Annotated in this window: 15 protein-coding genes; 3 read left to right on the top strand and 12 right to left on the bottom strand. The window is 71.5% G+C overall.

What is annotated here, in order from left to right; all coding sequences use genetic code 11:
• Positions 1 to 52 precede the first annotated feature (52 nt).
• From AB8810_RS06610 to AB8810_RS06625, 4 genes are all read right to left on the bottom strand, one after another.
• A complete protein-coding gene (locus AB8810_RS06610; RefSeq protein WP_179566516.1) occupies positions 53 to 547 on the bottom strand; it encodes a hypothetical protein in 495 nt (164 codons plus the stop codon).
• 176 nt (positions 548 to 723) lie between these two features.
• Positions 724 to 2,532, bottom strand: coding sequence for a DNA helicase RecQ (recQ, locus tag AB8810_RS06615; protein ID WP_206231216.1), 1,809 nt, complete (start codon positions 2,530 to 2,532; stop codon positions 724 to 726).
• A gap of 59 nt (positions 2,533 to 2,591) precedes the next feature.
• The gene (locus AB8810_RS06620; RefSeq protein WP_369915893.1) at positions 2,592 to 3,134 is read right to left on the bottom strand and encodes a hypothetical protein; all 543 of its coding nucleotides are present in this window, start codon (positions 3,132 to 3,134) and stop codon (positions 2,592 to 2,594) included.
• Positions 3,135 to 3,347: 213 nt separating this feature from the next.
• On the bottom strand, positions 3,348 to 3,914 hold the full coding sequence (locus tag AB8810_RS06625) for a Dps family protein (protein ID WP_225209712.1): 567 nt from the start codon (positions 3,912 to 3,914) through the stop codon (positions 3,348 to 3,350).
• Between the two features lie 94 nt (positions 3,915 to 4,008).
• Here AB8810_RS06625 and hrpA point away from each other — a divergent pair, with 94 nt between their 5' ends.
• A complete protein-coding gene (gene hrpA / locus AB8810_RS06630) occupies positions 4,009 to 8,196 on the top strand; it encodes an ATP-dependent RNA helicase HrpA (protein WP_369915894.1) in 4,188 nt (1,395 codons plus the stop codon).
• 107 nt (positions 8,197 to 8,303) lie between these two features.
• On the opposite strand, the gene AB8810_RS06635 is transcribed toward hrpA, so the two are convergent.
• The 7 genes from AB8810_RS06635 to pqqA all read right to left on the bottom strand — a co-directional run bounded on the left by AB8810_RS06635 (position 8,304) and on the right by pqqA (position 14,038).
• Positions 8,304 to 10,079 (bottom strand): chloride channel protein, encoded by a 1,776-nt coding sequence (locus tag AB8810_RS06635; RefSeq protein ID WP_369916634.1) that lies wholly within the window; start codon positions 10,077 to 10,079, stop codon positions 8,304 to 8,306.
• A gap of 16 nt (positions 10,080 to 10,095) precedes the next feature.
• The gene (locus AB8810_RS06640) at positions 10,096 to 10,608 is read right to left on the bottom strand and encodes a hypothetical protein (RefSeq protein ID WP_179566509.1); all 513 of its coding nucleotides are present in this window, start codon (positions 10,606 to 10,608) and stop codon (positions 10,096 to 10,098) included.
• A 191-nt stretch (positions 10,609 to 10,799) separates the two neighbouring features.
• The gene (pqqE, locus tag AB8810_RS06645) at positions 10,800 to 11,921 is read right to left on the bottom strand and encodes a pyrroloquinoline quinone biosynthesis protein PqqE (protein ID WP_369915895.1); all 1,122 of its coding nucleotides are present in this window, start codon (positions 11,919 to 11,921) and stop codon (positions 10,800 to 10,802) included.
• Complete coding sequence (gene pqqD, locus AB8810_RS06650; protein ID WP_206259897.1) at positions 11,918 to 12,196, bottom strand: pyrroloquinoline quinone biosynthesis peptide chaperone PqqD; 279 nt, start codon at positions 12,194 to 12,196, stop codon at positions 11,918 to 11,920. The genes pqqE and pqqD overlap by 4 nt, the downstream gene beginning before the upstream one ends.
• Positions 12,193 to 12,939: a pyrroloquinoline-quinone synthase PqqC gene (gene pqqC / locus AB8810_RS06655; protein ID WP_369915896.1), complete on the bottom strand. Its 747-nt coding sequence runs from the start codon at positions 12,937 to 12,939 to the stop codon at positions 12,193 to 12,195. Before pqqC ends, pqqD begins: the two co-directional genes overlap by 4 nt.
• 10 nt (positions 12,940 to 12,949) lie before the next feature.
• Positions 12,950 to 13,849 (bottom strand): pyrroloquinoline quinone biosynthesis protein PqqB, encoded by a 900-nt coding sequence (pqqB, locus tag AB8810_RS06660; RefSeq protein WP_369915897.1) that lies wholly within the window; start codon positions 13,847 to 13,849, stop codon positions 12,950 to 12,952.
• Positions 13,850 to 13,912: 63 nt separating this feature from the next.
• Positions 13,913 to 14,038: a pyrroloquinoline quinone precursor peptide PqqA gene (gene pqqA / locus AB8810_RS06665; protein WP_369915898.1), complete on the bottom strand. Its 126-nt coding sequence runs from the start codon at positions 14,036 to 14,038 to the stop codon at positions 13,913 to 13,915.
• A gap of 218 nt (positions 14,039 to 14,256) precedes the next feature.
• On the opposite strand from pqqA, the gene AB8810_RS06670 reads away from it, so the two are divergent.
• Positions 14,257 to 16,413 (top strand): bifunctional (p)ppGpp synthetase/guanosine-3',5'-bis(diphosphate) 3'-pyrophosphohydrolase, encoded by a 2,157-nt coding sequence (locus tag AB8810_RS06670; protein ID WP_191824319.1) that lies wholly within the window; start codon positions 14,257 to 14,259, stop codon positions 16,411 to 16,413.
• Positions 16,414 to 16,604: 191 nt separating this feature from the next.
• Positions 16,605 to 18,005, top strand: coding sequence for a hypothetical protein (locus AB8810_RS06675; RefSeq protein ID WP_369916635.1), 1,401 nt, complete (start codon positions 16,605 to 16,607; stop codon positions 18,003 to 18,005).
• A 238-nt stretch (positions 18,006 to 18,243) separates the two neighbouring features.
• On the opposite strand, the gene AB8810_RS06680 is transcribed toward AB8810_RS06675, so the two are convergent.
• A complete protein-coding gene (locus AB8810_RS06680; protein WP_369915899.1) occupies positions 18,244 to 20,340 on the bottom strand; it encodes a glycosyltransferase in 2,097 nt (698 codons plus the stop codon).
• Positions 20,341 to 20,395: the final 55 nt, after the last annotated feature.

A 20,395-nucleotide genomic window follows, 5' to 3' on the forward strand; every position in this document is an offset into this window, starting at 1 on the left:
GCCCGATGCCGGCGCGGGCAGGCCGCCGCTGCGCCGGCCGTCTGGGGGCTACCTACCAGCCGCCGTAGGGATAGCCGTAGCCGCCGCGGCCGTAATAGCCGCCGTGGCCTTCGCTCTGGCCGACGCTGATGCTGATGCCGACTTCGCGCGGCTTGCCGTCGTCGTTGTAGTAGGTCTTGCACAGGTTGAGGTTGGCGGCCTGGTAGTTGCTGTTGCCGCCGCGTGAGGAATAGCCGAAACCGGTAGAGACGCTGCCGTGCACGTCGCCCTTGCAGCGGTCGGCGCGCGCCTGTTCGGCCTCGGCCAGGGCCTGGGTGGCCGCGGCCTTCTGTGCCGAGGCCGAGGTGCCGCTGGTGTCGCCGTAGTAGGCGCCGGGCGGGTCGGCCTTGTACACCGGGTCGGTGCCGTAGGTGATCGGCTGCTGCGGCACGCTCAGGTCCAGCGCGCGCTTGGCCGCTTCGCTGTCGCTGCTGCCGCCGTCGGCGGAGGTTTGCGCCATGGCCGGGCCGGCGAGCAGGGCGCAGGCTAGCAGGAAGGATCGTTTCATCGGACGTACGCCAAGGAAAGAAGGGCTGGGTGGCTGCAACCGCAGCTGCGCGCCACCATGAGGCGACGCTATCAATACCACGTTGAACCCGGCCTGTCGGCGGCCGGGGATTTTCTTGCCGGTGCCGGGCACGGGCCGCGACGTGGCGGCAAACGGCCGTCGCCGGGCCGGTTCCGCTAGCCCTGCTGCAGCACGATATCGATCAGCTGCTGGCCGTAGCGGGCCAGTTTGGTGCCGCCGATGCCGCCGACATGGGCCAGTTCGTCCAGGCTGGTCGGGCGCTGTTCGGCGATATTGCGCAGGGTGCTGTCGTGGAAGATCACGAACGCCGGCACGTTCTGCTCCTTGGCCAGGCCGGCGCGCAGGTCGCGCAGCGCGTTGAACAGGGTCAGGTCCTGCGGCTGCACCGGCACGCCGGTGCGCGGGCTGCCGCTGCGGTCGCCGCGTTCGCGGCCGCGGCTCGGCGCCTCGCGGCGCATCATGATCTGGCGTTCGCCCTTGAGCACCTGGCGGCTGGCGTCGGTCAGGCGCAGCCCGCCGTAGGCGTCGCTGTCCACTTCCAGCAGCCCGGTGGCGACCAGTTGCCGGAACACCCCGCGCCAGGCGCGCGCGTCCAGGTCCTTGCCGATGCCGTAGGTGCTGAGCTGGTCGTGGCCGAACTGCTTGATCTTCTCGCCGTCGCTGCCGCGCAGGATGTCGATCAGGTGGCCGACGCCGAAGCGCTGGCCGCTGCGGTAGACGCAGCTCAGCGCCTTCTGCACGGCCACGGTGGCGTCCCAGGCCGCGGCCGGGGTCAGGCAGTTGTCGCAGTTGCCGCAGGGCTGCGGATAGGTCTCGCCGAAGCCGGCCAGCAGCACCTGGCGCCGGCACTGCATCGATTCGCAATAGCCCAGCAGCTGGTCGAGCTTGCGCCGCTCCACCCGCTTGCGGTCTTCGCCGGCTTCGCCCTTTTCGATCATCTGCTTGAGCAGCACCACGTCGCCCAGGCCGTAGCACAGCCAGGCCTCGGCGGCTTCGCCGTCGCGCCCGGCGCGGCCGGTTTCCTGGTAGTAGCCTTCCAGCGACTTGGGCAGGTCGGTATGCGCGACGAAGCGCACGTCCGGCTTGTCGATGCCCATGCCGAAGGCGATGGTGGCGCACATCACGATGCCGTCCTCGCGCAGGAAGCGGCGCTGGTTGGCGGCACGCACTTCGGCCGGCAGGCCGGCGTGATAGGGCAGGGCGTTGAGCCCTTCCTTGGCCAGGAACTCGGCGGTCTCCTCGACCTTGCGCCGCGACAGGCAGTAGACGATGCCGGCGCTGCCGCGGTGCGCGCGCAGGAAATCCAGCAACTGGCGCTTGCTGTTGTCCTTCTGCACCACGGTGTAGCGGATGTTGGGGCGGTCGAAGGAGCTGACGAAGTGGCGCGCCTGGGTCAGGTCCAGGCGTTCGGCGATCTCGCGCTGGGTCGGCGGATCGGCGGTGGCGGTCAGGGCGATGCGCGGGATCTGCGGCCAGCGCTCGTGCAGCACGGTGAGCTGCCGGTACTCGGGGCGGAAATCGTGGCCCCATTGCGACACGCAGTGCGCCTCGTCGATCGCGAACAGGGCGATGCGGCTGCGTTCGAGCAGGGACAGGAAGCGCGGCGTCAGCAGGCGTTCGGGGGCGACGTACAGCAGGTCCAGTTCGCCGGCCAGCAGCTCGCGCTCGACCCGCTGCGCGGTTTCGCCATCCAGCGTGGAATTGAGGTATTCGGCGCGCACGCCGAGCTGGCGCAGCGCCTCGACCTGGTCCTGCATCAGCGCGATCAGCGGCGAGATGACGATGCCGGTGCCGTCGCGCAGCAGCGAGGGGATCTGGTAGCACAGCGACTTGCCGCCGCCGGTGGGCATCAGCACCAGCGCGTCCTGGCCGGCGGCGACGTGTTCGACGATGTCCTGCTGCGGACCGCGGAACTGGTCGTAGCCGAATACGCGGCTGAGCACGGAATGGGCGGAAGATTGCATGCGCCTAGGATACCGCGTAGGTCAAGCGCGGCAGTGCGCCGCCACCACGCACCGCGGTGTCAGGCGCCAGCGGCCGCGTGCGTAGGCATTGCCCGACGCGCGCGGCGCCTGCCGACGAAGTGGCCGATCACCAGCACCGGCAACGCGACCAGCAGCGCCGCCGAACAGGCCAGCGCCGGCGCGATCGTCGCCAGCACTTGCGCGGGATGGTCGGCGTCGTAGCCGCGCGCCCACACCGCCACTGCCACCAGGCCCAGGCCGCTCAGCAGCACCAGCAGCGCCAGTGCGGTCATCTTCGGCACGCTGCGCTGCTGCGGCTGGCAGCAGTCCACTGCCAGGGCCAGGGCGACGCACGCGGCCCATACCCCGGCGAACCAGTTCAGCGCGGGGACGAGAAAACTGATGCTGTAGCTGATCGCAGTCAGCACCGCGAGCAGCAACGCGACCAGTTCATTTCTACTCTCGGTGGGCACGCCTGAGTCGTCGAGTTGCGACCCCGCATAAAAGCCGGCGGCCAAGCCAGCCGCGATACCGACGACGCATCCCGGCACGATGGCCAGCAGCGGGCGACGCAGCGAGGGATACGGAGACGGGGCGGTCATCGAACGTCCATGTAGGCGGAGCCGCCGCCTCGCCCACCAGTATGCAGGACGCGTGCGACCCAGAAGCCGCTTGCGCGGAGCCACCAGCGTGCAAGCCCCCTTGGTAAGGCGGCGCGCCGAAGGCGCGGGGATTGGAAGCCACGCAGCTGGGGCCCAGAGTTTGCGGCGCAAACTCTGGGAGGCCATGCCTGCTGCGCAGGCGTGGTCGTCCCCTTACTGCAGCAGCGACCGCAGCATCCACGCGTACTTCTCGTGGGTCTGCAGGCGCTGGGTCAGCATGTCAACCGACGGGTCGTCGCCGGCATCGTCGGCGGTCTTGAGCGCCTTGCGCGCGGTGCGGCACAGGGCCTCGTTGCCGACCACCAACTGGCGCACCATCTCGCGCCAGTCGGCGCTGTCGCTCAGGCCCGGCTCTTCCGGGATCGAGGTCAGCGCGGCGAATTCCTTGTACGAGCCCGGCGCGTTGAAGCCCAGCGCGCGGATGCGCTCGGCGACGTCGTCCAATGCCGCCCACTGCTCGGTGTACTGGGTCTCGAACATCAGGTGCAGCGAATTGAACATCGACCCGGTCACGTTCCAGTGGAAGTTGTGGGTCTTCAGGTACAGGGTGAACGCGTCGGCCATGAAGTGCGACAGGCCATCGGCGATCTTCTTGCGGTCGCCGCCGCTGATCCCGATATCGATGTTGGGCGCGGACGGCGCCAGCGACGCCAGTGGCGTGGTGGACGCTGCCTGCTTGGCGGGGCTCTTGGTCTTGCCGGGGGTCTTGCTCTTGGCCATCAGGAAATCCTCTTGAGGGGTTGGGAACGATATGGCGTCACAATAGACAGACTAAAGCATGCGCTGTTATTTAAAGTTCAACGGCATCTGATTGATGAGCACTATCGAAAAACACTTGGCCGCCCGCCTGCGCGAGCGCCGCGACGCGATCGACGGGGCGCTGACCCGCGACCGCGGCCGCCTGTTCGGCCTATGGTCGCGCTGGCAGGCCGCGCCCGGCAATCCCGCATTGGAGGCAGCGTTCGAGCAGGCGCTGGGGCAGTCGCAGGCGCGCTGCCAGGCGCGCGCGGCGGCGCAGCCGGCGATCACCCTGGACGAGCAGCTGCCGATCGCGCGCGAGGCCGAGCGCATCGTGGCGCTGATCCGCGCGCACCAGGTGGTGGTCATCGCCGGCGAGACCGGCTCGGGCAAGACCACGCAGCTGCCGAAGCTGTGCCTGGCCGCCGGACGCGGCGCCGCCGGCATGATCGGCTGCACCCAGCCGCGGCGCATCGCCGCGCGCGCGGTGGCCGCGCGCGTGGCCGAGGAACTGCGCACGCCGGTGGGCGGGGCGGTGGGCTTCCAGGTGCGCTTCAACGACCGGGTCGGCGAGGAGACCCGGATCAAGTTCATGACCGACGGCATCCTGCTGGCCGAGATCGCCAGCGACCGCTGGCTGTCCAGCTACGACACGATCATCGTCGACGAGGCGCACGAGCGCAGCCTCAACATCGATTTCCTGCTCGGCTACCTCAAGCAGCTGCTGCGCAAGCGTCCGGAGCTGAAGGTGATCGTGACCTCGGCGACGATCGACACCGCGCGTTTCGCCGAGCATTTCGACGGCGCGCCGGTGATCAGCGTCGAGGGTCGCACGTTCCCGGTGGAAGTGCGCTACCGGCCGCTGGAAGAGCCGGGATTGGAGAGTGGGGATTCGGGATTGGCGGAAGCGCGAGAGGGCCAACGTTCGCCGCGAACGGCCGTTGCGACTCCCGACTCCCGACTCCCCAATCCCGGCCTCACCGTCAACGATGCGATCGTGGCCGCGGTGGACGAGATCACCCGGCTCGACCCGCGCGGCGACGTGCTGCTGTTCCTGCCCGGCGAGCGCGAGATCCGCGACGCGCACCAGGCGCTGGAGCGGCGCAAGTACCGCGAGACCGAGGTGCTGCCGCTGTACGCGCGGCTGTCCAACAGCGACCAGGACCGGGTGTTCAATCCCGGCCCGCGGCGGCGCCTGGTGCTGGCCACCAACGTCGCCGAGACCTCGCTGACGGTGCCGCGGATCCGCTACGTGGTCGATCCCGGCTACGCGCGGGTCAAGCGCTACAGCCCGCGGCAGAAGCTGGACCGGCTGCACATCGAACCGATCTCGCAGGCCAGCGCCAACCAGCGCAAGGGCCGTTGCGGACGCGTGGCCGAAGGCATGTGCTACCGGCTGTACGCCGAGGCCGATTTCCAGGCGCGGCCGGAGTTCACCGATCCGGAGATCCGCCGCTCCAGCCTGGCCGGGGTGATCCTGCGCATGCTGCAGCTGGGGCTGGGGCGGATCGAGGATTTCCCGTTCCTGGAGCCGCCGGACGAGCGCGCGGTCGCCGACGGCTGGCAGCAGCTGGTGGAACTGGGCGCGGTCGGCGAGCCCGACCGCCATGGCCTGCGCAAGCTGACCGAGATCGGCCGCAAGATGGCGCGGCTGCCGGTGGACGTGAAGCTGGCGCGGATGCTGGTGGCCGCGCAGCAGCACGGCTGCCTGCGGCCGATGCTGGTGATCGCCGCGTTCCTGGGCATCCAGGACCCGCGCGAGCGCCCGCCGGAAGCGCGCGAGGCGGCCGACAACGCGCACGCCAAATTCGCCGATGCGCGCTCGGAATTCGTCGGCATCCTGCGCCTGTGGGACGGCTACCGGCAGGCGCACGAGGAGCTGACCCAGTCCAGGCTGCGCGACTGGTGCGGGCGCCACTTCCTCGGTTTCCTGCGCATGCGCGAGTGGCGCGAACTGCACCGCCAGCTGCACCTGCTGTGCGAGGAACTGGGCTGGAGCGAAGAGCCGGCGGCGGCCTCGCTGCTGCCGTTGCTGGCCGGTGCGGCGTCGCCGCCGCCGGCCCGCGATGCCGAGACCAGCGCGCGCGCCACGCGCGGGCAGCTGCATCGCGCTGCGCGGCTGGCGCGCGAAGGGCGCAGCGAACCCACGTCGGCGCCAGCGCCCACCGAACCCAGGCCTGCAGCGCAGGCCAACCCGGCCGACGACGCACCACGTGCCAGCGAGCGCGAACGCGCCGCCGCCTACCAGGCGTTGCACCGCGCGCTGCTTGCCGGCCTGCCGACGCAGGTCGGCCATCGCACCGAGAAGGGCGATTTCCTGGCGCCGCGGCAGCGCCGCTTCCTGCTGTTCCCCGGCTCGGCGCTTGCGCGCAAGCCGCCGCCGTGGGTGCTGCCGGCCACGTTGCTGGACACGCAGAAGGTGTGGGGCATGACCAATGCCGCGGTCGAGCCGGACTGGGTCATCGCCGAGCTGCCGCACCTGCTGGCGCGCAAGCATTTCGACCCGCATTGGTCGCGCGCGCAGGGGCAGGTGCTGGCCTCCGAACAGATCAGCCTGTTCGGGCTGGTGCTGGCGCCGAAGAAGCCGGTGCACTACGGCCGCATCGACCCGCCCGGCGCGCACGAACTGTTCGTGCGCCAGGGCCTGGTGCCGGGCGAGATCAACACCCGCGCCAGCTTCGTCGCCGACAACCAGAAAGTGCTGGCGCAGGCGCACGAGGAAGAAGCCAAGCTGCGCCGCGCCGGCATCGTCGCCGACGAGGACTGGCAGGCGCGCTGGTACCTGGACCGGATTCCCGGCGAGATCCACTCGGCCGCCGGCCTGGACGCGTGGTGGAAGGCGCTGCCGCCGGAGCAGCGGCGCGCGCTGCACTGGTCGCTGACCGATCTGCTGCCGGGCGAAGGCAGCGAGGCCGACCGCTATCCGAAGTATTTCGCGCTGGGCGACGCGCGGCTGGCGCTGCATTACAAATTCGAACCCGGCGCGGCCGACGACGGCGTGACCCTGGAGGTGCCGCTGCACCTGCTCAATGCGCTGGATGCGGCGCGGCTGTCGTGGCTGGCGCCGGGTTTCGTCGCCGACAAGGCCGCGGCGCTGATCCGCAGCCTGCCCAAGGCGATGCGCCGCAACTACGTGCCGGCGCCGGACTTCGCCCGCGCGTTCTACGAGGCGTTCCCGCAGCCCGGCGCCGACGACATGCGCGGCGAGCTGGCGCGCTTCCTGCAGCGCGCCACCGGCGCGGCGCTGAGCGCGCTGGATTTCGACGAAAGCGCATTGGACCCGCACCTGCGCATGAATCTGCGGCTGCGCGACGACGCCGGCAAGGTGCTGGCCGAATCGCGCGACCTGGACGCGTTGCGCACCCGCTTCGGCGACCGCGCAGGGCAGGCGTTCGCCGCCCGTGCCGGGCGCGAGATGGCCGCCGACGGGCTGCGCGAGTTCCCGTCCGCGCCGATCCCGTTGCAGGTGCCGGGCGAAGCGGGGGTGCCGGCGTATCCGGCCCTGGTGGACGAAGGCGACGCGGCCGCGCTGCGCATCTTCGCCGACCGCGCGCAGGCCGAGGCGGCGCATCCGCGCGGCGTGCGCCGGCTGCTGGAGATCGCGCTGGCCGACAAGGTCAAGCAGGCGCGCAAGCAGCTGCCGGTGTCGCCGAAGACCGGGCTGCTGTATGCGGCGATCGAGTCGCAGGAGCGCTTGCGCGGCGATCTGGTCGATGCGGCGTTGAATGCACTGCTCGAAGATGGCCTGGACGCGATCCGCGACCCGGGCGGCTTCGCCCAGCGCCGCGATGCCGCCGGCAAGCAACTGTTCGGCGAGGCGATGGAGCGGCTGAAGCTGGCCGAGGCGATCATGGGCGCGGCGGCGGAATTGAAGCCGCAGCTGGAATCGCCGCTGATGGGCTGGGCCAGCGGCAACCTCGACGACCTGCGCGCGCAGCTGGCGGCGCTGGTGCATCCGGGCTTCCTGCGCGAGACCCCGGCGACGGCGCTGGCGCAGTTTCCGCGCTACCTGCGCGCGATGATCCTGCGCGCCGAACGCGCCAAGCGCGATCCGGCGCGCGATCAGGCGCGGATGCTGGAGTTGAAACCCTTCGTCGATGCGCTGGCCGATGCCGCCGCGGCCGGGCGCAGCGCCGATCCGCAGTGGCAGGCGCTGCGCTGGGACCTGGAGGAATTGCGGGTGTCGCTGTTCGCGCAGGAACTGGGCGCCAAGCCCGGGATCTCGGCGAAGAAGCTGGCGCAGCGGGTGGCTGGAGTGCGGTGATTCGGGATTCGGGATTGGAGATTCGTAAAAGCGACTACGGATGTCTGATCGCACGCTTTGCGCTTTTACGAATCCCGAATCCCGACTCCCAAATCCCGGCCCCTAACTCAATCGTCGACCCGCTCGCCCATCAGCTCGCGCTGGCGCTTGTCCAGCTCCTCGGCGTAGCGCTTGCGCACGAAGCTCTCGGTCAGCACGCCGAGCACCTTGCCGTGGTCGTCGACCACCGCCAGTTCGTCGCTCTGGGTCAGGTCGAACTGGCGCATCGCGGTGACCACGTCGGTCTCGGCGCGTAGCGCCACGTCGCGGTTGCCGGCGTAGTCGGCAATGGCCGCGTCGGCGTTCACGCCGTCGGCGTAGGCGGCGGCCAGCGTCACCAGTCCGGCGTAGTGGCCCTGTTCGTCTTCCAGCACCACGCGCACGCCCGAGCCGAGCGGGAAACGGCGGCGGAACTCGGCCACCGAGGTGCCGGCGGCGAGCGGGTGCACGTCCTGGCGCATCATCCGTCCGGCGCTCAGGTGCTTGACCCAGCCCACGTCGCGCGCGCTCTTGATGGTCTCGCCGCGCAGGTGCAGGCGCCAGGTCGAGAACGAATAGCCGAACACCTGGCGCACGATGGTGTTGGCCACCAGCACCGCCACCATCACCGCGCTGGCCAGCACGAAATCGTGGGTGCCCTCGAGCACCAGCATCGCCATCGTCATCGGCGCGCCGACCACCGCCGCGGCCAGCGCGGCCATGCCGGCCAGCGAGGCGGCGGTGCCGTCGACCAGGGCCATGCCGGTGCCCAGGTTCAACAGCCCGGCGAACAGGCCGCCGACCAGCGAGCCCATGAACAGCGAGGCGAAGAACAGGCCGCCGCGGAAGCCGAAGCCGAGCGAAATGCCCGAGGCCAGACACTTGAGCAGCAACAGCACGCCCAGCCATTGCAGCGAGGTCGGGCTGGTCAGGTCCAGGTGCAGCGCGCCGTGCCCGGAGGAGAGCACCTGCGGGGTGATCAGCGCCAGCGGGATCAGCATCAGGCCGCCGGCCACCGGCCGCGCCCAGCGCGGCAGCGGGCTGCGGTTGACCGCCTGCTCGATCGCGCCGACCAGGCGCATCACCGCCACCGCCAGCAGCGCGCAGATCGCGCCGAGCAGCGCGTACAGCAGGTAGTCGCGCGCTTCCAGCGCGGATGCCGCCGAGGCCGGCAGCAGGTACGGCTGCACGCCGGCGGCCTGGGCCACGAACACCGCGCCCAGCGAGGCCACCGCCACCGGCGCCAGCGCCGATGGCGAGTACGCGCCGATCACGATCTCGAACGCGTAGAACGCGCCGGCCAGCGGCGCGCCGAACGCAGCGGCGATGGCCGCGCCGGCACCGGCGCCGACCAGGGTGCGGATGTCCGCGCGGCGCAGGCGCAGGATCCGTCCCAGGTGCGAGCCGCTGCCCGCGCCCATCTGCGTGTACGCCGCCTCCAGCCCGACCGAGGCGCCGCAGCCGTTGGACAGCAGGGTCTGCGCGGACACGATCAGGTTGTCGCGCATCGACATGCGCCCGCCGTACAGCGCATTGGCTTCGACCGCATCGATCAGCTGGCGCTTGCGCGCGCGCGCGGCCATGCCGAGCAGGCCGACCAGCAGCCCGCCCAGCGGCAGCACCAGCAACTGGCCCAGGCTCAGTTCGGGCATCGCGCTGAGCCGGGCATCGACGTCCAGGCCGTACAGCCAGGCCTGCGTGCCGTGCGCCAGGCCGCTCTGCAGCAGGGTCAGCAGGCCGGCGACCAGGCCGACCAGCAACGCCAGCGCGATGAACCAGACGTCGCTGGCGCGGAAGCGCCGGCGCAGCGCGTCGGCTAGGCTGTGCGAGGCGTCGGCCAGGCCCAGCCGCGGATGCTGGCGCACGTTCACGGCCTGCGCCTTACTTGACGCGGCGCACCTTGGCCTGGGTGTTGTAGGTGTCCACCTGCATGTACCACACGCCGCCGATGCCCGGCTTGATCCGCACCTTGGGCGCGCTGCGGCGCACGCTGCTCAGGCTGGCGGATTCGGTCTGCTCCCATTCCTGGCCGTTGGCCAGCACGTAGCGGCGGCCCTTGGAGAAGCCGGTGAACTCGCCGACCAGGGTGCTTTCGATCGGCTCCTGGCTGCCGAAGTCGAAGAAGCCGCGGTTCTTCACGATCACTTCCTGGCGGCCTTCTTCCTTGGCCTTCTCCAGCGCCACCGCGGTCTCCTTGGCGACCTTGCCCTGCAGCCAGTCGTTCAGCGCGGTCAGTTCCTGCGGCGACAGCTTGTCCAGCCCGGCGGCCTTGAATTCCTGCGCCGACATCTGCGTCTGCAGGTCGCCGGCGACGGTGCGCTGGGCGGCGGCGGGAACGGCGCACACGGCGAGCGCCGCGCACAGGACCAGGGGAGTGAGGCGCGCAAGCAGCATGGCGGGATCCGGGCAGTGGAGTGCGACGTAGTGTAGTCGCAAGACGTGGCGCGGGTGCTGGGTGGCGATGCCCGCCGGTGCGCTGCTGCTGCGGTCATGCCCCGCTGTGCGCCATCCCACGGCGATGGCGCGGGTCACTCGCCGACGCCGCCGCGGCACGCGGTTGGCCGGCGCAGATGCCCGGCCGGCGATCAGCCCGCGCTGGACTCGGTTTCCGCTTGCGGCCGTGCCGGGCGCCGGTACACGAACGCCGGCGCCGCAGCGGCCGCCTCGCGCTGGGCCAGCGCCTGCACGTCGGCATGCTCGGGCGCGCGCTCGCAGACCGGGTCCAGCGTGGCCGCATCGCCGCTCAGCGCCAGCGCCTGGCAACGGCAGCCGCCCCAGTCGATCTCGCGCTTCGGACAGCCCTGGCACACCTCCGGCATCCATGCGGTGCCGCGGTAGCGGGCGAACGCCTCGCCGTCCTGCCAGATCGCCGCCAGCGGCCGCTCGCGCAGGTTCTCGAACACCATGTCCGGCAAGGTCTCGGCGGCGTGGCAGGGCAGCACGTCGCCGCGCGGCGAGATGTTGACGAAGCGCTGGCCCCAGCCGCCCATGCACGCCTTGGGCCGGTGCGCGTAGTAGTCGGGGGTGACGAAATCGATGGTCAGCCGGTCGCCCAGCCGTTCGCGCGCCGCGGTCACCGCGACCACGGTGGCATCGATCTGCGCGCGGCTGGGCATCAGCGCGGCGCGATTGCGCAGGCCCCAGCCGTAGTACTGGGTGTGCGCCACTTCCAGGCGCTCGGCGCCCAGTTCCAGCGCCAGCTCGATCATCGCCGGCACCCGTTCGGCGTTGTGGCGGTGGATCACCGCGTTGATCGTCAGCGGCAGGTCGAGCGCACGCACCGCGGCGGCGAACGCGCGCTTCTTGGCCAGACTGTCGCGGTAGCCGGCGATGAAGTCGGCGCCGGCGGCGTCGGCGTCCTGCACGCTCAGTTGCACGTGTTCCAGCCCGGCGGCGGCCAGTTGCGCCAGCATCGGCGCGCCGCCGGCCACGCCGGAGGTGATCAGGTTGCTGTACAGCCCCAGCGCGCGCGCATGCGCGACCAGCTCGGGCAGGTCCTTGCGCAGCATCGGTTCGCCGCCGGAAAAATGCGCCTGCAGCACGCCCATCGCCGCGGCCTGGTCCAGCGCGGAGCGCCAGCCGGCGGTGTCCATTTCCTCGCGCAGGCCGGCCAGGGCGATGGGGTTGGAGCAGTACGGGCAGGCCAGCGGGCAGCGGTGGGTCAGCTCGAGCAGCAGCGACAGCGGCGGCGGCACGGTCGCGTTCATGCGCGCAGCAGACGCTTGCCGTGCAGGTCCGCGGCCAGCTCGAGCACGTCGCGCTCGACCTCGGCCGGATCGGCGTCGAACTCCGCGGCCAGTTCCGCGGCGATCGCCGCCAGCGAGCGCGTGCCGTCGCAGCGCGCCACGATCGCATGCGCGATCTCGTCCAGTTCGACCACCCGTTCCGGCGCCAGCAGCACCCATTGCGCGCGGGTGCGGTCGTGCTGCAGGCGCACGCCGGCCGCCAGTCGCGGGCAGCTGTCGGGCGCCGCTGCGCTCATGCCGCCGCCTGCGCGGGCGCGGCGACGAACGCGTCCGGCCAGGCCACGCCGGGTTGCACGTAGGCGAAGTGCAACGCATCGAGCTGCGACCACAGCACGCCGCACTTGAAGCGCAGCGCGTCCTGCACGAGTTGCTGCTTTTCCACCGTGTCGGCGTGGCGCTTGACGTAGTCCAGGGCGAAGTCCGAATCGCGCGGCGCCTCGTGCAGGCGGTGCTCGAAATACGCCAGCGCCTCGCGCGAGACGAAATCGTAGTGCTGCAGCATGCCGGCGACGCGGCGGCCGATGATGCCCGGCGCGAACAGCTCGGTCAGCGACGAGGCGATCGCTTCCAGCAGGCTCTTCTCGCGCACGAAGTGCAGGTAGGCCTGCACCGCGAAGCGGGTGCCCGGCAGCAGGGCGCGGCCGGATTGCACGAGCGCACGGTCCAGGCCCAGCGCGTCGGTCAGGTGCAGCCAGCGCGCGATGCCGCCTTCGCCGTCGGCGCTGCCGTCGTGGTCGACGATGCGCTGGCGCCAGATCCGGCGCAGCGCCGGATCGTCCATCCGCGCCAGGATCGCCGCGTCCTTCAGCGGGATGCAGCGCTGGTATTCGTAGCGGTTCAGCGCCCAGGCCTGGACCTGGCCGCGCTCGAGCTGGCCGCTGTGCAGCAGCGCATGGAACGGATGCTGGTCGTGGTACAGGCGCGCGCCGATCGCGCGCAGTTCCGCTTCCAATTGCTCTGGGCTCAGCAATGCGCTCACAGGCGGGTTCTCACAGGGTGATGTCCATGCCGTCGTGGGCGACGTCCCAGCCGTGCGCGGCCACCGCTGCGCGCTCGGCCGAGCCGGCGTCGAGGATCGGGTTGGTGGTGTTGATGTGGATGAAGACCTTGCGCGCCACGTCCAGGTCGGCGAACGCGCGCAGGGTGCCGGTCTCGCCGTCGATGCTGAGGTGGCCCATGCGCTGGCCGGTCTTGGCGCTGACCCCGAGCTGCACCAGTTCGTCGTCGCGCCACAGGGTGCCGTCGAAGAACACCAGTTCGGCGCCGCGCAGGCGCGTGCGCAACGCGTCGGTCATGGTCGCGCAGCCGGGAATGTAGTGGAAGCGATGGCGGCCGTCGTCGATGGTCAGGCCCAGGGTCTCTTCGTCGGAGCCGGCCAGGTCGCCGCTGTGGCGGCTCTCCATGAACAGCGGCACCTTGCCCGGCACCGCGAATGGCGTCACCTGCAGGCCGAGCAGCGACAGCGGCGTGTCCAGGGCAAAGGCATGGCGCTGCACGTAGGCCGGGTGCAGCGCGTCGAAGATCGGATTCTGCGCCAGCAGGTCGAGCACGCGGCCGCTGGCATGCAGGTCGAAGCGCTGGCTTTCGCGCATCGACAGCAGTCCGGCGATATGGTCGATCTCGCCGCTGGTCAGCAGCACGGCCTCGATCGGCGAATGGCGCAGGTCGCGTTGCGGCCACAGCGCCGGGGTCGCCAGCAGCTGCTGGCGGAAATCGGGGGAAGCGTTGATGAGCAGCCAGCGCTGGTTGTCGGCGCTGACCGCGATGCTGGCCTGGGTGCGACGTTGGGCACCCGCAAGCTGTTGCCATGCCCGCAGGCTCGCGGGTGTATGGCAGTTCCATTGCGGGTGCCCTCCGCCGGCCGCCGATCCCAATACGATGAGGTGCATCCGGTCTCCGTCTACGGCGCCTGGCCGGTCACGCATCGTCTCGGGAACGGGGCTGACACGCGATCAAAGCTCGCCGGAGGCGTAACAGTTGATTTCCGCACCGACGCAGATTTCGCGGATCACGGGCTTGTTCCACTTCTTCATGGGCGTTCCTCTTCGGGTGGGATCACGGGGCGACGACGGCGACATCGGTTTCAGCGGAGCGCGGCGTCGGTTTCGAGAATAGGCCCGCACCCCACGGGGGATGTGAAATTTCCGGTAAGGGCGGGCCAAGTCGCAAGCCGGTCACAGTGAGCTTCTGGTAGGGATGCAGCCGCGGCGGTCCGCGCGGCGCGTTGCGCGCAATTGTGGGCGGGCGCGCAAGCGCGCTAGTGTAGGCGGCACCGCTTCGTCACGACCGTCCGTCCTTGAATCACTCTCCCCATCCCGGCCTGGAGGCGCTGCTGCAGCGTCCGGCCGCCGCCGCGCTGGCGCCCGCGCTGCGCGAAGCGCTGTTGCAGGCCTGGCACGCGCAGCCGGAACAGACCGCGCGCGCGCCGTGGCCGGTGCTGGCCGATACGCTGGACGCGCTGGCGCTGCTGTCCGCCGACGAAGCGGCGCTGCTGGCCGCGCTGCTGTTCGACCTGCCCGGCTTGCGCGCGCAGCTGGCGCAGTTGCCGGTCGCGCCGCCGGCGCGGGCGCAGGCGGTGGTCGGCCTGCTCGACGGCCAGGACGCGGCCGACCAGGTCTGGGCGCTGCACGCCGGGCGCGAGGCCGGGCGCAACAGCGAAGGCCTGCGCCGGTTGCTGCTGTCGATCGTGCAGGACCTGCGCGTGGTGCCGATCCTGCTGGCGCGGCAGCTGGCGAAGATGCGCGTGGCCGACAAGCTGCCCGAGGCGCAGCGCCGCGCGCTGGCGCAGCTGACCCGCGACATCCACGCGCCGCTGGCCAACCGGCTGGGCATCTGGCAGCTGAAATGGGAGCTGGAGGACCTGGCGTTCCGCCACCTGGAGCCGGACACCTACCGGCGCATCGCGCGCGAGGTGGACGAGAGCCGGGTGGCGCGCGAGCGCTATATCGAGGCGGTCAAGAAGATCCTGTCCAAGGCGCTGGGCGAGCAGGGCCTGCAGGCGGAGATCAGCGGCCGGCCCAAGCACATCTACAGCATCTGGCGGAAGATGCAGAAGAAGCGGCTGGCCTTCGACCAGCTGTACGACCTGCGCGCGGTGCGGGTGATGGTCGACGACGTCGCCGCCTGCTACGCCGCGCTGGGCGTGGTGCATGCGCTGTGGGCGCCGGTGCCCAGCGAGTTCGACGACTATATCGCCCGGCCCAAGGCCAACGATTACCGCTCGCTGCACACCGCCGTGGTCGGCCCGGAAGGGCGTACGATCGAGGTGCAGATCCGCACCCACGAGATGCACGCGCAGGCCGAGCTGGGCGTGGCCGCGCACTGGAAGTACAAGGAAGGCGGCAAGGGCGCGGAGAAGGCGTTCGACCGCAAGATCACCTGGATGCGGCAGCTGCTGGAGCAGTCGCAGGACGGCGAGCAGGGCGGGCTGGCCGGCGCGCTCGACGCCGAGCTGGTCGAGGACCGGGTGTATGCGCTGACCCCGATGGGCGAGGTGATCGACCTGCCGCAGGGCGCCACGCCGCTGGATTTCGCATACCACGTGCACACCATGGTCGGGCACCGCTGCCGCGGCGCCAAGGTCAACAACCGCATCGTGCCGCTGACCCACAAGCTGCGCAGCGGCGACCGCGTCGAGATCCTGACCGGCAAGGAGGCCGAGCCGCGCCGCGACTGGCTGCTGCCGGCCAACGGCTACCTGGCCAGCGGCCGCTCGCGCGACAAGGTGCGCGCCTGGTTCCACAAGCTCGACCGCGCGCGCAACGTGCAGGCCGGCAAGGACCTGCTCGAGCGCGAACTCAAGCGCCTGGGCCTGCAGCACGCCGACCTGTTGCCGGCGGCGAAGAAGTTCCATGCCGACGGCATCGAGGAGCTGTACATCCAGGTCGCGCTGGGCGACGTCGGCCCCAGCCAGGTCGGCCGCGCCCTGCACGAGGCCGAACGCGCCGCGGCGCAGCCGGCGGCGCCGGCACTGCCGCGGCCGACCGCACGCCGCAGCGGATTGGCCAAGTCCAAGTTCACCGTGCAGGGCGTGGGCAACCTGCTGGTGCAGCTGGCGCGCTGCTGCCAGCCGGTCGCCGGCGAGCCGATCGCCGGCTACCTGACCCGCACCCGCGGCGTCACCGTGCACCGGGTCGATTGCGCGTCCTTCGCCCGGCTCGCCGCCAGCAACCCGCAACGGGTGCTGCCGGTGGAGTGGGGCCAGGCCGGCGGCGGCTACGAGGTGGACGTGCTGGTGCGGGCGATGGACCGGCGCTGGCTGCTCAAGGACATCACCAACCTGATCGCGCAGGAGGACGCGCACGTGCTGGAGATCAACAGCGACAACGTGCGCGACAGCGGCCGCACCCAGTTGCGGCTGCGCCTGAAGGTCGGCGACTACGGGCAGCTGTCGACCTTGCTCGGCAAGCTCGACGCGCTGCCCGGGGTGGACGAGGCGCGGCGCCTGGGCTGACCCGGGCCGCGCGCTGCGCGCGCATGCATGGTCTTGCCATGCACGCACGCTAAGCTTGCGCGGTGAGCAAGCCGCCAGATCAGGTCAGGGACGAACGCCGGCGCCGGCAGCGGTCGGTGCCGCTGTGGCGCGACCGCCGTGTCTGGCGTTGGGCGCTGGCCGTCCTGCTGCTGGCGGCGCTGGCGCTGGTGATGTTCCGCCGCCCGCTGGCCGATCTGTTGTGGCCGGAAACGCGGATCCAGCAACTGCTCGACCAGGGCAATGCCGCATTGCGTGCCGGCCGCCTCAGCGCGGCCGACGGCAGCGGCGCGCGCGAGCGCTACGAGGCGGCGCTGGCGCTGGACGGCGACCGCCTGCAGGCACGGGCCGGGCTGGCCGCCACCGGCCGCGCCGCGCTCGGCCAGGCGCGTGCGGCGCTGGCCGCCGGGCGCTATGCGCAGGTGCGCTCGGCGCTGGCGCTGGCGCGCGCGCTGCAGGTGCCGCGCGCCGACGCCGATCTTATCGACGCCGCCTTGCGCCAGCGCGAAGCCGCGCATGCCGGGCTCGACCAACTGTTGCAGAAAGCGGCGCAGGCCCAGCGCGAGGGCCGCCTGGACGGCGCCCCCGACGCGGCGCTGCCGCTGTACCGGCAGGTGCTGGAGTTCGCCCCGGAACGGACCGCGGCGCTGGAAGGCCGCGAGGATGCCTTGTCGGAATTGCTGCAGCGCGCGCAGGCGGCGCTGGCGCGCGGCGACGTGGCGGCGGCCGCGGCGCTGGTGGACAGCGCGCGCGACTACGACCCCGGGCACGTCGACCTGCCGGCGGCGCAGGCGGCGCTCAATCGCGCGCTGGAAGCCTTGCAGCGCGAAATCGATGCAGCGCTGCGCCGGCAGCGGCCGGACGCGGCGGCGCGGGCGCTGGCCAAGCTGCGCGCGGCCGCACCCGATGCCGCTGGCGTGCGCGATGACGAGGAACGCGTGGCCGCGGCGTATGCGGCGCAGGTCACGCGCGCCGCCGCCGATTTCCGTTTCGCCGAGGCCGAGCGCGCGCTGCAGAAGGGGCAGGCGGTGGCGCCCGACAACCGTGCGCTGGCCGACGCGCGGCAGGCGCTGACGCGCGCGCGGCAGAGCCAGGCCACGCTGCATTCGCCGCTGTCGCCCGCCGCGCGCGCACGCCGCCTGCAGACATTGCTGGCGGAACTGCAGGCGGCCGAGGCGCGCGGCGACTGGCTGACCCCGCCCGGCAGCAGCGCCTACGATGCGCTGCAGGCGGCGCAGGTGCTGGCGCCGCGGGATGCCCGCGTGCGCAGCGCCGAGCAGCGCGTGCTGGCGGCGCTGCGGCGCTGTTTCGACGACGAATTGCGGGGCAACCGGGTGCTGGCGGCGAGCGCGTGCTACGACGCCTGGCGTGCGCTGGCGCCGGGCGGCAACGGCGTGGCCGCGGCGCGCCGGCGCCTGGCGCAGCGCTGGCTCGCGGTCGGCGACGAGCGCCTGAGCGCCGGCGACGCCGACTTCGCGCGTGAGGCGCTGCGCCGTGCCCGCGCGATCGATCCAGGCACGCCGGAGCTGGCCGCGTTCGAGCGCCGCTTGCGCAGCTTGTCGCCCGGGCGCTGAGTGCCGTTGGGCAGCGGGTTGCTACGTCGGCGAGAGGGGCAGCCGTGTGGCCGAGCCGTCCTGGCTCCGGATGTGGTTGGTCGCGGCTGAAGCCGCTCCTACAGAGGCGTCCCGCGCGCTTGCCGGATGCACTGTAGGAGCGGCTTCAGCCGCGACGCCTTACCGATAGCGCATCAGGGCGATGGAAGGCTGCTAGCCAGAGCCGCTGCTGTCGGGCGTCAACGGCTTCACAGCCACCCTAGTCGAGAAACACCTGCCGCACCGTGGCGCGCGCCGCGTCCAGCGAGAAGTGCGTGGCGATGTTGCGCAGGCCGTTGGCGGCCAGCGTGTTCCACAGCCCCTCGTCGGTGTACAGCTGCGCCAGCGCGGCGACGAACTGCGGCGCGCTGTCGGCGATCAGCACGTCCTCGCCGTGGCGCAGGTGCATGCCTTCCACCGCGCACGGCGTGGCCACCACCGGTTGCCCGTGCGCCATGCTCAGGTTGACCTTGCCCTTGACCCCGGCGCCGAAGCGCAGCGGTGCCACCGCGATGCGGATCTCGTCCATGTAGGCGACGATGTCCGGCACGTAGCCGAGCAATTCGACCCCGGGCGTGGCGGCGCCGAGGCGGCGGATGTCGTCGGGCATGTCGGCGCCGATGCAGTGGAAGCGCAGGTCCGGCAGCAGCGCGCGCAGCGGCGGGAACACCTCCTGCAGGAACCAGCGCACCGCATCCACGTTGGGCGCATGGCGGAAGCCGCCGACGAACACCAGATCGCGGCGCTGCGCCCACGGCAGGCCCGGTCCGGCCACTTCGTGCAGATTGGAGATCAACGCGGTGCGCACCTGCGGCGCCTCGCGCTGCAGCTGTTCGCGCTCGACGCCGCTGACCAGCACGGTGACATCGACCTGGGCCATCACCTCCAGCTCGCGCGCGCGGGTGCGTTCGGCCTCGCGCAGCAGCCGTGCGTCGCCGGCCAGCTCGGCGCCGCGGCGCTCGCGCAGGTAGTGCAGATCGACGGTATCGAACAGCCGCCGCGCCTGCGGTGCGAAGCGGCGCAGCAGCGGCAGGCAGGCATGGGCGACGTGGTGGCGCACCAGCAGCACCGCATGGAAGCGTGCGCCGTGCTGCTGCAGGAACCCGCTCACGCTCTTCAGGTAGGGCGCATACCACACCTCCACGCCGAGCCGCTGCAGCGCCTCGCTGTGGCGGCTGGCGTACTCGCGGCCGCTGGGTACGAACACCACGTGCGCGCCTTCCTGCAGCAGCAGGCGGATCAGGTTGAGCTGGCGCAGCGAGGCCGAGTCGCGGTCCGGTTGCGGCAGCGCCTCGTCGAGGATCAGCACCTGGCGCTGCCGCCGGTGCAGTTGCGCCGGGGTCGGCGTGGTGCCGGGCGGCAATTGCCGCGCCAGCACATCGGCCCATTTGGCCGCGAACACGCCGCGGTTACGCACCTGGTAGGCCTTGATGCCGCTGCCGGTATCGGTGCCGTTGCTGGTGCCCTCGTCGTGCACCACCTGGCTCGCCGGCTGCAGCAGGGTGCGCAGCCCGGCCTTGCGCACGGCGAACGCCAGGTCGGTGTCCTCGTAGTAGGCCGGCAGGTAGCGCGTGTCGAAGCCGCCCAGCACCAGGAAGCGTTCGCGCTCGATCGCCAGCGCCGCGCCGGCGCCGTAGTCGATGTCGCGCAGGTAGGCGTAGCGCGGATCGTCCGGCGATTCGAAGCGGCCGTAGCTCCAGGCGCTGCCGTCGGCGAAGACCACGCCGCCGGCTTCCTGCAGGCGCCCGTCCGGGTACAGCAACTGCGCGGTGACCAGCCCGGCCTGCGGCACCTGCGCGAAGGTGTCCAGCAGCACATCCAGCCAGCCCGGCTGCGGCACCGTGTCGTTGTTGAGGAACACCAGGTAGCGGCCGCGCGCGCGCGCCGCGCCGTCGTTGCAGGTGGCGATGAAGCCGCCGTTCTGGCGGCGCACGTGGTAATGCAGGCCCTGGATCTGCGGCAGCCACTGCACGGTCTCGTCGCTGCTGCCGTCGTCGATCACCAGGATCTCGCAGGCCGCGGCCGGCGGGTGCGCGGCGAGCGCGCGCAGGCAGGCGAGGGTATGCGCGACGTGGTTGTAGACCGGGATCACGATGCTGGCCAGCGGCGCTTCGCTGGCCGGCACCGCGAAGGCGGCGAACGGCTGCGGCGCGACCGCGAACAGCGTGCGCCGCGGCGGCGGCAGTGGCTGCGCATGCACGCGCAACCGCTGCCAGGTGCTGCGCCAGCCGCGCGAGCGCAGGCTGGCCAGGCCGCGCCGCAGCAGGCCGGCAAAACGGTTCAGGGCGTAGCGCAGGTTCGCCCAGGACATCGACATCCGTTGCAACTCCAGCTGAAACAAAGGGGACCCCGCGCCGCGCTGCCTGCTGGCC

It is taken from the genome of Xanthomonas sp. NCPPB 3005 (genome assembly GCF_041228095.2).
Lineage (GTDB): Bacteria > Pseudomonadota > Gammaproteobacteria > Xanthomonadales > Xanthomonadaceae > Xanthomonas_A > Xanthomonas_A bonasiae.